Source organism: Alicyclobacillus acidocaldarius subsp. acidocaldarius DSM 446 (assembly GCF_000024285.1).
Lineage (GTDB): Bacteria > Bacillota > Bacilli > Alicyclobacillales > Alicyclobacillaceae > Alicyclobacillus > Alicyclobacillus acidocaldarius.
In genome coordinates this window covers 347,048-360,517 of sequence record NC_013205.1, presented here as the reverse complement: position 1 = coordinate 360,517, position 13,470 = coordinate 347,048, and the positions used below count along the sequence as shown (strand labels likewise).

The 13,470-nt window shown below is 62.3% G+C and carries 12 protein-coding genes; 2 read left to right on the top strand and 10 right to left on the bottom strand.

From position 1 onward, the window contains the following. Positions 1 to 84: 84 nt before the first annotated feature. Positions 85 to 2,730, bottom strand: coding sequence for a DEAD/DEAH box helicase (locus AACI_RS01680; RefSeq protein WP_148213716.1), 2,646 nt, complete (start codon positions 2,728 to 2,730; stop codon positions 85 to 87). 178 nt (positions 2,731 to 2,908) lie between these two features. Here AACI_RS01680 and AACI_RS01675 point away from each other — a divergent pair, with 178 nt between their 5' ends. Continuing rightward, positions 2,909 to 3,694, top strand: a complete 786-nt coding sequence (locus tag AACI_RS01675) for a prepilin peptidase (protein WP_012809744.1) — start codon at positions 2,909 to 2,911, stop codon at positions 3,692 to 3,694. A gap of 144 nt (positions 3,695 to 3,838) precedes the next feature. Beyond that, positions 3,839 to 4,882, top strand: a complete 1,044-nt coding sequence (locus tag AACI_RS01670; protein ID WP_012809743.1) for a type IV pilus twitching motility protein PilT — start codon at positions 3,839 to 3,841, stop codon at positions 4,880 to 4,882. A 100-nt stretch (positions 4,883 to 4,982) separates the two neighbouring features. Here the strand turns inward: AACI_RS01670 and gspM are convergent, their stop codons facing one another. The 9 genes from gspM to AACI_RS01625 form a co-directional block, all read right to left on the bottom strand. Continuing rightward, positions 4,983 to 5,567 (bottom strand): type II secretion system protein GspM, encoded by a 585-nt coding sequence (gene gspM, locus AACI_RS01665; RefSeq protein ID WP_012809742.1) that lies wholly within the window; start codon positions 5,565 to 5,567, stop codon positions 4,983 to 4,985. Continuing rightward, a complete protein-coding gene (locus tag AACI_RS01660; protein ID WP_012809741.1) occupies positions 5,564 to 6,169 on the bottom strand; it encodes a PilN domain-containing protein in 606 nt (201 codons plus the stop codon). The genes gspM and AACI_RS01660 overlap by 4 nt, the downstream gene beginning before the upstream one ends. A 3-nt stretch (positions 6,170 to 6,172) precedes the next feature. Beyond that, complete coding sequence (pilM, locus tag AACI_RS01655) at positions 6,173 to 7,141, bottom strand: type IV pilus biogenesis protein PilM (protein WP_012809740.1); 969 nt, start codon at positions 7,139 to 7,141, stop codon at positions 6,173 to 6,175. A gap of 51 nt (positions 7,142 to 7,192) precedes the next feature. Next, positions 7,193 to 7,987: a hypothetical protein gene (locus tag AACI_RS01650; protein ID WP_245530660.1), complete on the bottom strand. Its 795-nt coding sequence runs from the start codon at positions 7,985 to 7,987 to the stop codon at positions 7,193 to 7,195. 110 nt (positions 7,988 to 8,097) lie between these two features. Beyond that, complete coding sequence (locus AACI_RS01645) at positions 8,098 to 8,847, bottom strand: PulJ/GspJ family protein (protein WP_280959718.1); 750 nt, start codon at positions 8,845 to 8,847, stop codon at positions 8,098 to 8,100. A 47-nt stretch (positions 8,848 to 8,894) separates the two neighbouring features. Continuing rightward, positions 8,895 to 9,785, bottom strand: coding sequence for a type IV pilus modification PilV family protein (locus AACI_RS01640; protein WP_280959724.1), 891 nt, complete (start codon positions 9,783 to 9,785; stop codon positions 8,895 to 8,897). 81 nt (positions 9,786 to 9,866) lie between these two features. Next, a complete protein-coding gene (locus AACI_RS01635) occupies positions 9,867 to 10,394 on the bottom strand; it encodes a prepilin-type N-terminal cleavage/methylation domain-containing protein (protein WP_012809736.1) in 528 nt (175 codons plus the stop codon). Positions 10,395 to 10,544: 150 nt separating this feature from the next. After that, entirely contained in the window at positions 10,545 to 11,783 is a 1,239-nt protein-coding gene (locus AACI_RS01630; protein ID WP_012809735.1) for a type II secretion system F family protein, read from the bottom strand. Between the two features lie 15 nt (positions 11,784 to 11,798). Then, a complete protein-coding gene (locus AACI_RS01625) occupies positions 11,799 to 13,463 on the bottom strand; it encodes a GspE/PulE family protein (protein WP_012809734.1) in 1,665 nt (554 codons plus the stop codon). Positions 13,464 to 13,470: the final 7 nt, after the last annotated feature.

Below are 13,470 nucleotides of genomic sequence, written 5' to 3'. Positions count from 1 at the left end.
GTCGGCGAGCCTCGAAAGCTAGTCTATCACACCTCCCTGGAGATGAGGGGAAGCCGCAACCGAAGTTGCGCCGCCTCGCCTGCGTCACGACGCGCCGGCGGAAGGATCCTCGACGACCTCTCCTCGCTCGATGTCGTAGAAGCCCCACCGCGACTCTCCGGGCATCTCGGCCACCAGATGCACGGGGAGCTGAATCTCGCACGACTGGTGCGACGTGTCATCCGGGTACTTGCCGCGGTAGTGGAGGCCCGAGGGTTTGAAAAACACGGCGTCGACGAGAAATTGGCGGCCCTCCAGTTCCACGTAGCCGACGCTGCCCGGAAGAAGGACCCGCACGCGCGACTCGCCCTCGCTCGCCGCGGCGGCCTCGGCCTCGCCGCCCACCGGCACCAGTGGCTCGCGCAGCGAGGCCACCCACGCGTCGGCGGTGGACCTGAGGTCGGGATCGATCTCAGACCAGAAGCGCGCATGCAAAAATGCCTCCATCTGCTCAGCCACCCGCGGCAACACGCCGGGCTCCAGGATGCGCGCCGCGAGGTGCAGGCTGCCGTAGACGCGATCGTAGAGCGTGATGAGGCGGGCGTCCTGCGGCAGCGAATGGTTTCGCACGCCGCTCACGCGCGCAATGCCGACGGCGACGTCCTGGGTGTCGAAGGGCACGACGAAGGCGTACGCCTCCAAAAGAAGGGGCATCAGCGCGTTCAGGGCATCGACATCGCGCAGGTCGGGGTGGAAAAAGGACACGCCGTGGGTCACATACCGGCGCTGGAACAGCGGCATGTCGAACTGGACGCCGCGCAGATCAGGGTCATCGTGGATGGGGTAATGGAAACGGCGGAGTGTCCTGCCACGATACTCGACGAAGCCGGTTACCATCTCGTGCACCAAGAGATCGCTTGCGACGATGAAGCCGGCGCCCGCCTGATACACGGCCGTGCCGGGGCGATCGATCTGCGGCGAAATGCGCGGCGGGACGGCGCTCGGCTTCGTGTGGTACTGTTTCTCGGGCCGCACGACGATTTTGCTCGACGGATGATACACGCGCACGACGCGGTAGCAACGGCCCATGTAGCGGTAGATGGCGCCGGGGTACGCCTCGCGCATCACCTGGGACATCGACAGGTCCCCGAGCTTGTCCAACTCGTTTGCCGCCTGCCGCTCGACCGTGAAGCGCCGCTCCATGTCGCGCAGGAGATACGTGCGGTGCGGGCTGTCGCCTGCCTCAATGCGCATGGTCTCAAACTCGGGAGGGATCTGGCCGGATCGCTCGGCCCGGCACAATTCAGCGAAGCCATCCGGCCACTCCGCCGCTTGGGACAGCTGAAACGCGTCCGGATCGCCCGGGCGGCGGTTGAGGGCGAGATCGTGCTCGCCGCCGATCCCGGCGAGGCACATCGCGTGGATGTACTGCGCCCGGCGGTGATCGAGGTAGAGCACGGCCTCGGTGAGCGGCCGCTGCCAGAGGAGCGACGGATTCGCGAGCACCGCGTCGTCGAGCGCCGTTTGGGCGTGCAGGATGACGACGTGCCCTGGCCCGTGGCGCCCGACGCGCCCGATGCGCTGCAGGAGACTTGTCTGCGACTGCGGGACGCCGACGAGCACGGCGACGTCGAGGTTCGGGATGTCCATGCCGAGCTCGAGCGCACTCGTGCTCACGACGCCCCGCAGCGTGCCCGAGGTCAGCTCGCGCTGGATGGCTTGCCGATCCGCCTCCTCATACCCCGATCGATACGGCAGGATCCCGACCTGCTCCAGTTCCCGCAAGCGCCGGCCCACCACCTCGTCATCGTCGGCCTCTTCCTCGTCCTGGCGCTGCAGGATGGATCCGATGATCTCGACCCGCTGGCGGCTGTCGAGAAACGCGATGGCGCGGTTCCCCTGGCCCGCGATGTGGCGAAGGAGAAGTGCCACCGCCTGCAGCAAATCGCCGCCCGCAGGAAGGGCCACAAACTCCACGCTCGTCGGATGGCGCGGCGACGTGTCGTCTTCCGATCCAACGACGCAAAACCTTCGCCCAAACAATTTTGCGACGTGCTCTTCCGGCTTCGCGATAGTGGCCGACGCGCACACGATGCGAAAGGCCCCGCCCAGCGCGTCCGCCACGTGCGCCAGCCGCCGAAACAAAAACGCGCTGTTCGTCCCCATGACGCCCGAATACGTGTGCACCTCGTCGACCACGACCAGGCGAAGGTGCGTGAGAAACGTCCGCACGGCCGCCGAGGAAAGCGTCGGCAACAACCACGTATGCACCACGTCCGGCGTCATGACCATCACGTCGCTCTCGCGCAACAGGGACTCCCGTTCCGTCATCGGCACCCCGCCGTCGATGAGACAGACCTTCCAGTCCGCTCCAGATGCCGCGATGGCCTGCCGCCATCGATCGGCCTGCTCCCGCCCCAACGCGCGCGTGGGATACATGGCGAGCACGCGCGCCTTGTACCGTTTCGCCATGGTGTCGATCCCGGCCGCGAAAAACAGGGCGCTCTTGCCGGAGGCCGTTCCGGTGGCAAGGCACACGTTCTCTCCTCGGCACGCCGCGCGGATGGCTTTCACCTGATGCCGATACAACCCTCGAAGATAGCTGGCCTCGAGATACCGGCGCGTCTCCGGTTCCACGTCCGCCGCGAGCGACGAGACCTGCTCATACCGAGCCTCTCGCGGGGGCAGCGTCCACTCGTGTAGGCGCGCAAACCCGTGCTTCTCGTAAAAGGCTTGAAGATCCACATCCATCCCTCCGCCTCGCTCATCCTCTTCAACATATCAAATTGGGCGAAATTGTCATGGTAAGAGCGCACAAAAGCTTGTCCATTTGCGTCGACTCAGCAGGAATTTGGGCGAGGAAGAGCGTATTGGTTTGTATCACCAGACGCGCACAGGTCAGCCAGAGGTGCCACAGGGGAGTTTCGGAATGGGGCAGGAATCCGCGACCCACGAGATTTTGATTGCATTGGCCCTTATCTACGGACTTATCTTCGGATCGTTCGCCAACGTCGTGGGCTATCGGCTGCCGCGCGGGGAGAGCGTGGTCTGGCCGAGATCGCACTGCCCAAACTGTGGCCGGGACCTCGCGGCTTGGGAGCTGGTGCCGGTTCTGTCGTGGCTTGCGCTGCGGGGGCGCTGCCGCACGTGCAAGGCGCCCATCTCGTGGCGATACCCGGCCATCGAGCTCGCCACGGGTGTGGCCTTCGCGCTTTCCGCCGCCACCGCGAGCGGCAACTACGCAAAGCTCGCGGTCTGGTGGGCGTTCTGGCTGTACCTCGCGTCGGCCGTCGCGTGTGATCTCACGTCGCTCATCCTGCCGGACGTCCTGACGCTTCCCGCGGGCGTCATCTTCTTCTTGGGGAGCGGCCTGACCGGCATCCGCACGTGGCTCATGGCGGCCGCCGGCGCCGCGGTGGGGTACGTCATCGTGGCGGCCATTCACTTTGTGACGGGCGGAAAGATGGGCATGGGCGACGCAAAGCTCAACCTCGGCATCGGGGCAATGCTCGGGCCGGGCTACATGGTGATGGCCTTCGTGCTCGCCGCCATCTACGGCGTACTCGCCGCACTGCCCCTTCGGCTCGCGGGGCGCGTCAAGCCCCAGCAGCCCATCCCGTTTGCGCCATTTCTGGCGCTGGCCGCGGCCACGTGCGCGTTTGTGGGACTGGACCTGTGGCACCTGTACGCGCGCCTGACGGGGCTCGGGCCGTGACGCAAGCCAGCGGCGAGCGTGTGACGGTCGCGTTTCCGGCCCCCGCCCTGGTGCACCAGAGGGCATCCGCCGCGGCACGAGACTTCTTGGCGCAGCCGTCTGCCTGCGCGCCGGCCGCGGAACGCCATGAAAGGGAGGGTTCAAATGGTGCAGATTGATGAAATCTTGGCTTTGGCAAAAGAGAAAGAAGCTTCAGACGTCCATCTCTCAGCCGGGGCGCCTGTGACCTATCGCGTCCATGGCGATCTCGAACCCATGGGTTCCAAACTCATGCCGGTCGATCTCGAGGCCTTCGCGCGGCAGATGCTTTCGGAGGAGCGCTGGCAGCGGTTCATGGAGGCGGGCGAGATCGACTTTTCGTACAGCATTCCAGGCGTGGCTCGCTTCCGGGTCAATGCGTATCGGCAGCGGGGCTCCATCAGCATCGCGGCGCGCCTCATCCCTCAGCGGATTCCGACGATGGAGGAACTGAACCTGCCGTCCGTGTTCAAAGCCCTGATGAACCGCCCGTATGGGCTCGTGCTCGTTACCGGGCCGACCGGAAGCGGCAAGAGCACGACGCTCGCGGCGGTGCTCGATGCCATCAACCAGACGCAGCGCCGGCACATCATTACGTTGGAAGACCCGATTGAATACCTGCACACGCACAAGCTGTCGATCATCGACCAGCGCGAGATCGGCCAGGACACCTCGGGCTTCGCGCCCGCGCTGCGCGCGGCGCTCCGCCAGGATCCAGACATCCTGCTCGTGGGCGAGATGCGCGATCTCGAGACCATCGCGACGGCCATCACGGCGTCGGAAACCGGTCACCTGGTGTTCGCCACGCTGCACACGTCGGACGCGGTGCAGACGGTGGAGCGCATCATCGACGTGTTTCCGCCGGAGCAGCAGGGCCAGATTCGCATCCAGCTCGCAGGCGTGCTCGCGGGCGTCGTCTCCCAGCGGCTGCACCGCACGCGCGACGGGCGGGGGCGCGTGGCGTCGTTCGAGGTGCTCGTGAACACCCCCGCCGTGGCCAACCTCATTCGAAGCGGCAAGACGCACCAGATCGGCGCCATGATGCAGACGGGCCGCCAGTTCGGCATGATCACGATGGAGATGAGCATTCGGGAATTGGTGCAGCAGGGGAAGATCTCGCCTGCGGTACTCCGCCAGTGGCAGCCTGCGCAGTTGTCGCAGCAGTCGTGACCAAGGCATGGAACACGAGGCGCCCCGCGCGGCACGTTGCCGGCGGGGTTTTCGTGGTCATCGCGTCGGTTTCGCGGGCGCTCGTCACCGATCGGCCGTTTCATGCATTGCGATAATACACGTTCAGCGTGAAGTTCGCCACGACGCCATTCGCGGTGCCTGTGACGCTCTGCAGCGTCACGGTCATCAAGCGCGGCGCCTTGGCGAGATCGGCAAAGAAGGCTTCCAGGGCCGCCGTGCTTCCTGTAGCAGAGATGGTGTACTGAAGGCTGGGCAAGGAGCCACTTTGAACAGCACCCACGGTTCCACCCGTGTTCGACTGCACTGTCGATGCTCCATTTGTTGAACCTGCGCTCTGACCCAATGCCACCGACACAAGGGTCACCTTGTCGCTCTGTGCAATCCCGTTGATGACTTCGAGCGCGTTGGCCTCGTGCGCGCCGATGGGCAATCGTGTCATCACGTTTTTGCCCCGCTCCTCCTGTTGCTGCTGGCGCGCATGGACTTGACCCAGGGATGCGAGCGTCTGCTCCAACGACGACCGCTCTTGCGCCAAATTGGATAGTTGGTCGAGGGCCGGTCGCACGCCAATCAGGTATACGAGCAAAAACACCACCACGACGCCGAGCACGAGCAGGATGGACTTGTCTCGCTCGGAAAGCGATCTCGACAAGCTCAGTTTCACGTACCCCCACCCCCAGTCTTCAGGGCGACCGTCAGCGTGTAATCATATCGATAACCCGCTCCACCGGATCCAGCGACGATGGCATGCCCCAGAGCGGCCTGTCCCACGCCTGGAACATTCGAACCACTGCTCTGCAAGGCGGCCGCCGTGAACGACGCACTCGCCGCAAATGGCTCACGCGAGAGCGCCGCCTCGAATGCGGCCACGCTCGCAACGCTTTCGCTTCGCCCAGCGAGGGTGAGCGTCGTTCCGTTCTCCTGAATCGAATCGACGGTCGTCGACGGGGCGAGATCCCGTGCAAAGGCCTTCAAAATGGCGTCATAGCGGACACTCGACTGCACAATCTGCTGTGCGGTGGTCTCCTCTTGCGCGGATTGATTCGTCGAGATCGACTGTGTCTGCGCCTGCAAAAGCTGAACCTGCTGCTGGAGCTGATTCAGAGATGCCGCCGATCGCGCCACAGCGAGGTGAGACACGACAATCGCGGCGATACACACGATGGCCACTCCACTTCCTATGACGATCCACGGCCACCGGCCGCGCACCGGCGTGCGCATGCGTACGGATCGGCTGACTGGCTTAGGCATGAGGTTGATGTCCATGCGTCACACCCCCCGGAGCGCAAGACCTATGGCCGCTGCATAATCCGCAAGATCGGGCATGCGATGCGCCTCCGGCCCGATTTCGCAGTTGCGTCGAATCATCTCTGCCAGCGGCAAGACTTCGCACGGCATGCCGATGCGTTCCTCGAGAGCCTGAAGGTGTTCGGAGGCATCCACGTCGCGCGGCAGCGTGACAAAAAGCCGCTCAAACCCCGCCTCGCGCTGATTCAACGTATACATGAAGAAGTTCAGCGTGCGCTCGATCTCGACGTCGAACTGACTCACATAGTCGAAGGCGGGAACGTCCGCCGTAGGCGCGAGTGCGACCGGAACCTGGCGCGTGAGATAGAGCAAACCATTGTGGAAGACGTGCATGTCCACGGTATCCTCGCTGGTCTCCAACAAGAGGAAATTCTGCGGCAGATCTGGACGGAAGCGCCGAATCAAGCGATACAGTGCTAGCGCGTGGATGTCGATGGTCTTCGGACGGATACCGACAGCCCGAAACCCCTGGATGACATCGTTCACGCGTGATTTGTCCGCTGCGACGAGCAGCACGCTGACGCTGTCCGCCTCGTCCTCGGGAGGTTCACAGCGCACATAATCGTACGCAGCTTCGTCAAATGGCAAATGGATATTGTGCTGAATCTGAAGCTCGATAGCACTTTGGAGCTCTTTCTCACCCACCGCCGGAAGCGTGAGCTGGCGGATCACGGTGAACCTTGAAGGCAGCGCGACGTGGACAGTCAGCTTTCTACGCCGATTGGCGTCAAATGCGTGCGACAAGATAGACGCCAGCGCGAACGTGGGGTACGGATCGCGCACCGTTTGGGAGAGATCCCAAGGCGCGGTTTCGAGCCGCGATACGCGAAGAGGTTTGCCGGGTTCCACCTCAGCGATGCGGAGTCCTGCGTCGCAGATCTCCACGCCAACGGAGGTGGAACGCGATGAGGTGGTGAGACGAAGCAGCATGCTCGAACTCCTTTCAATGCCTCCGCGGAGCTTACGGCAGACGGACTGTCGCTACACGACGGCCACCTGGAGTGCCCAGTCGGGTAGTGGAATGATGAGCTGCGATCCGGTAATGAGCGAGCCCAACAAGGCCGGGATGGATGAAACGAAAGTTCCGATCCCCTGGACGCTAGTCAAGAGGGATAAGGCGTTCGCTGGCGTGAGAGGCATGGACTTTGGGCCGTATTCCTGAAAGGCGTACGAGATATCCAAAACGATGGTGTTGCCGTTGGCACTTGCCACGTTCACGATGGCGTGCGGGATTTGAACACCCGACGTCGTCGATACAAGGGCGTTCAAGGCACTCGCAATCATGTTCAAAAACAGGACATTTTGAATCGCGGTAAAAGACGCGTTCAGAGCCGAAATCGCCCCCGAGAAGTCCAACCGAACGGCATCGTTCACCACGGTTTGCAAGATGACATTCAGAGAGTTAACGGCGGCATTCAAAACGGACTGGACTTGGGACAACTGTGTCTGTAACACCGCCGAAGCCGGAGTAGTGTACAGGGAATACGATTGAACCGTAAGCCCTTGCTTTTGCAAGGCTGGAAATACCGTATTCACCAGCGTGGTTTGCAACTGACTCGTCGTCACAGCCGTCACCGTGGGTACCAGGGACTGACTTACGGAAATGGGCAAAGAAGCCTGAGTACTGACGGAACTCACCGCATTCAGGGCCGTCTGCTCAAGGTTCGCCTGACTCGTCATAGCTCGCTGGGTGTCCTGAATCTGCGTAAACCCGCCAACCCGCAGGGTATAACGGCTCCATACGAGGAGCGTGGTCACGATGGTCGCCAGAAGCACAACAAGGACCATTGACCATAGAAGGGAAAATCCCCGAGAGCGAAAGCTACGCGGACGTGCTGAGTGCCGTGCTACTAGGCCCCGTCCGCCCAAACCTCTCGCAAACATGCTCAGCCCACCTCCGCATCGTGGTAACCCGCGGTGAGCGCGTAGGTCGCCGTTTGCCCGCTAGGCGCGATATATGTAGAGGACAATTTCAGAATGATGCTATTGACAAATAGACTAGTCGTTCCCGACGAACCGGCACCGGATCCGTTGTAAAACAAGTTTGAAGCGGACTGTAACCAGGACTGCGCGATGGAACCTGATCCCGTCGTTCCGGCGGACAATGCAGGCAGGTACCACGTGACATTCACGTTCTGAGCCAGTGGCTGACTCGGCAGCGGGGGCGGGGACGACGGATTGGTCGCGGGCATCGCATACACGTTGTTCGACCCAGTCGTTGTGTTTGGTACAAACTCGATCAAATAATAGCAATTAGCGCCGTAGATAGCCGGAGGTGTCGCGGATACGTTCGCTAAGCCCCTCATGCCGGGAGCCAGCATGGTCGAAGAGTTATACATCCATGGCTGCGATGGCAAGACGGCAGAAGCCGAAGGTACGCCTCCCCGGAATAACCAGAGGCGCGTCAACCCGCTCGAGGCATCATACGTGATTTCAACATAACTAGACGATCCAATCATGCGCGTCAGCATGTGGTTCACAGTCAGGACGGACTCCATGGCTTGATTCGCCGCTGTAAGACGTTGTGAACGAAGGGAAATTTGCCAAATTGCAGTGATCAGTCCGCCCATCACAATGGCTGTGATCGTAATCGCCACGAGCACCTCAATGAGCGTCATTCCCGCGCGCTGCGCCAACCGTGCGCTGCACGTTCTCAAGCAGACACCCCCTCACGCAGGGCACATCAGACAGTCACCGTCTCCTGTGCGACGGCGCCGTGTGGACTCTGAACGCGAATCGTGTAACTCCACATCGGTGCCAACTGGGACGAACCACTCCCCCCGACCGGCGCCGCGTTTACCGTGCACGTGTACCCGTCAGGGAGCAGATAGGGCCCATTCCATGATTTACCACCCAACGCCTCGTCGAGCATAAATTCCGTGAAGGTCATGCCGCTGCCCGAAGGCGTGCCGAGCACCGCAGGAGACGGGATATATAGCGTCGCGGTTTGATTCTTCAAGGACGCGTCTCCAAGCGCGTCACCGGGGATAACCACTGCGAACGGCCACAACATAGAAGGCGATACGGCCATCGCGTTGATGGGGGCGGATGACGTCGACAGCATCTGCGAGTAGACCGTCGACGGGAAATTCAAAATGGCCTGGACCATTTGGTCGAATGTCGCGCCTTGTTGGAGCAGGCCGTTCAATGCACTCAAATTGGACAGCACCGCGTTGAGGGCGGAGTCCAGAGTCATTGCAAGCTGCTGCGTTAAGTTGAGACTCTGTTGAAACGCCGAGACGGTCGAGCCGCCAGATAAACTCTGTGTGATAATAGGCTCTAGGATCTGAATTTGCGCATTCGGATTCCTGTCCCGGATCTCCTCTGCAATCGTCGTGGCAAGCCCAAGAGCTTTCGAATACTCAGCCTCTTTCAGTTGCCCGGCCTGCACCGACTCCACCGCAAAAAGCGCCGCCGTTCCCGCCATCACGATGATGACCACGCTCGCCAAAACCTCAATCAAGGTGAAACCCTTGGACCGCGAGCTCCAGCCGCGACCCTTGTTGCCTGGTTTGCACGTGCGCACCCTCAGTCCCTCCAGCGGCCCCCGTGTAACTGGGGGACTGAACCCCATATTCATCGGGCCGCATCTAGACAGAAAGCCCCCACGCGGGGAGCTTTCCGACTCTTTTTGTCCTGACATGCACAGCAACCATTACTGAATGGTGATATACCAGCTTTGAATGCCGCCGGTGCTGTTCGGATACGTAAACGTGACAGACGGGGTGGAGGAGTTATTTGCTGGCGGAGTCGTGACAATGGTGAAGTTGCCCGTCTGGGACTGCGGCGTCGGAATGCTCGTCAGATACCCGTTTCCGCTCCCGTTACCGAGCAGATAGTTGTAAACAGCCACGTTGTTCGACAGCGTCCCGTTCGACACCACACCGATCTGTGCGCCACTGCCGTTGATAATCGCGCCGTTCGTGATGCCCAGGCTCCCCTGATTCGTCGAGTTCGACTGATAATCATACTCCGCCCGCTGCAGCGCGTCCGCAATCAACTGCTCGTTCGATTTATCGGTGTTGACGCGCGCCTTCTGGATCTGCGCCAGCACAATCGGCACGCCGACCGCCGCCAGGATCGCCAAGATCACAACGACCGCCAGCATTTCGATCAGCGTCACGCCGCGCTGATCCCGGAGTTTTTGTTTCAAATTCGAAATCTTCATTTTCATCTGACCCATCAGAACTCCCCTTCCCCTCTGCTCGGCTCAGTGCGAGCCAACGTTTCGAATGAGGACATTTGATAGCATTTATTATACTGGCAGGATATGCGCTTGTACATGCATTCTAGTCGATTTGGCCACATTTTTCGTAGACGCCGGCACGCCCGGTCACGAGACGCCGTACGACCCGAGATTGTTATACAGCGAGAACATGGGCAACAGCACCGACAGCGCGATGATGCCCACCACGCCGGACAGCACCGTCGTCAACAGCGGCTCGAGCAGTTGCCGGAGTCGCTCCACCATCACCTCCAGCTCGGACTCGTAGAAGGTCGCTACGCGCGCGAGCATATCATCGAGATGCCCCGTGGTCTCGCCGACCCGCACCATCTGCACCATCAAAGGCGTGAAAGCGCCTGCCCTTTGCAGCGCTTCGGACAGTGCGCCCCCTTCTCCAAGCGTGTCACGCGCTCGCCGCAGGCTCACGCGTACGTAGCGGTTGCTCACTGCGTCGGCCGCGAGCGACATCGCCGTCAGCGCCGGCAGGGCTGCGTGAAACAGCATCGCCAGCGTGCGCGACGCCTGGGCCATCGCACGATAGCGAAGCAGCTTGCCGAAAATGGGTACGCGGAGCGCCAGGCGATCCCGCCAGTATCGGCTTTCACCATGGCGACTGATGAAAATCCATGCCCCTGCCAACAGCACCACTAAGAGAATCGCCAAGTACCAGAATCGTTTCACCGCGTCCGCGGAAAACAACACAATGCGGGTCGGAAGCGGCAGCGTCACGTGCATGGAGGCAAACACAGAGACGAACGACGGAATCACATTGATCATCAAAAACCCGGCCACCAGCACCGACATCACCGAGACGAGCGCCGGGTACATGAGCGCCGACTTGATCTTTGAAATCGTCTCCCGTTGGCCCTCCTCAAATCTTGCCGTGGACTCCAGCACTTCCTCGAGGGAACCGCTCGCCTCGCCCGCGCGGACCATCTGGACGAACATCGGCGGGAAGACCTTCGGGTACTCGGCCAAGCTCTCCCAGAGCGCGGTCCCGCCCTCGACCTTCGCGGCCACCTCGGCCACCGCTTTCTTCAGGGGCCCCTTTCGCAGTTGCTCCTCCAACACTTGAAGGGCCGGTACGAGCGGCACCCCTGCCCGCACAAGCGTCGCGAACTGGCGGCAGAAGGGGACGAAATCCTCAGACTTCACCTTGGGCTCGAGGAAGCTCAATTTTAACTCTCGATTCCAAAAGTCCGACCTTTCGTTCATGGCCTTCAGGCCGACGACAAACAGCCCGCGCTCGCCAAGTGCGCGAATTGCGTCTGCCTCCGAGTCGGCCTCAATCTTGCCGCGCTCACGCCGGTTGGGGCGCGCAATGGCCTCATACCGGTACACGCTCACCTCATCTCACCCCCTTCACGTCGCGGCCGTCACGCGCAGCACTTCCTGCACCGTCGTCTTGCCTTGCAGCGCCTTCTCCAGCCCGTCCTGGAACATCGTCCGCATGCCGCGCTCCTTTGCCGCTTGCAGGTAGTCCTCCGTCGATCGAGACGTCAGCACGAGCCGGGCGAGATCGTCGTCCACCTCCAGGACCTCCTGCACGGCCATGCGGCCCTTGTACCCCGTATTGCCGCAGGCGGCGCAGCCGCGTCCCTCGACCAGCCTGTCCGCGGTGAAGCCGTTTTGCTCGAGAAGCTCCTGCTCGAGCGGCGTCACCGGGCGCTCGTGCTTGCAGCGCGGACAGACGAGCCGCACCAGACGCTGCGCCACCACGCCGGTCACGCCGGAGGCCATCATATAGGCCGGCACGCCCATGTCGATGAGCCGGTTGATGGCGCTGGCCGCGTCGTTCGTATGCAGCGTCGAGAGGACGCGGTGACCCGTGAGCGCGGCGCGCATGGCGATCTCGGCCGTCTCATTGTCGCGGATCTCGCCCACCATGATGATGTCCGGATCCTGGCGCAGGATGGCACGCAGGCCGCGCGCGAACGTGAGCCCAGCGGCCGGGTTGACCTGGACCTGGTTCACACCCTCGAGTTGGTACTCGATGGGATCCTCGATGGTGATGACGTTCACCGCCGGCGTCGCGAGCCGCTTCAACGCCGCGTACAGCGTCGACGTCTTGCCCGATCCCGTCGGCCCCGTGATGAGCACGGCGCCGTACGGCTTCGTGATCATCCGTTCGAACGCCGCCCGATTGGCGGGCGAAAAGCCGAGCTCGTCCAGGTTGAAGGCGCGCTTGGCGAGATCGAAGATCCGCAAAACGACCTTTTCCCCGTGCGCGGTGGGCATGGTGGAGACGCGCACGTCGACCTTGCGCCCGCCCTCCGCGAACTCAAACCTTCCGTCCTGCGGCAGCCGCTGCTCCGCGATGTTGAGCCGGGCCAAGATCTTCACGCGCGCCACCAGGCCACTCTGAAGGTTGCGAGGAATCACGCGCTCCGTGCGCAAAAAGCCGTCGACGCGGAAGCGCAGGAGCACCCCGTCCGCCTGCGGATCCAGGTGCACGTCGGACGCGCCGGCGTCCGCCGCCTCGATGAGGATTTGATTGAGCGCGCGAACGACGGGCGAGTCGGCGCGGTTCTCGGGCTCGGGCTCCCCGCGCGGCGGCGCGGCCTCGGCCACGGACTTCACGGCCGTCTCGAAGACCTCGTTGCCTCGGTAGTGGCGCGAGATGGCAGCCTGGATGTCCTGGCGCGTCGCGATGGCAGGCATGATGACGAGGTTGGTCGATCGGCGCAGATCGTCGATGGCGTAGTAATCGAGCGGATCGGCCATCGCGACGTACAGGCGATTCCCGCTCTTTCGATACGGGATCAGGACATACGTCTCCGCGAGGCGTTCGGGGACAAGCTTCAACACCTCGGGATCGATCTTCATGTTCGCCAGGATGACGTGGGGGATGCCGAGCTGAAACTCGAGGACTTCCACGAGCTGCTGCTCGGTGATGTAGCCGTTGTTAATGAGAATGTCCCCGAGCCGAGCGCCGGTCTCCCGCTGCTCCGCGAGCGCCATCTCCAACTGCTCCGGCGCGAGCATGCCCGACTCCACGAGCAACTCACCCATGCGCTTGCGCGCCAACGCTGTC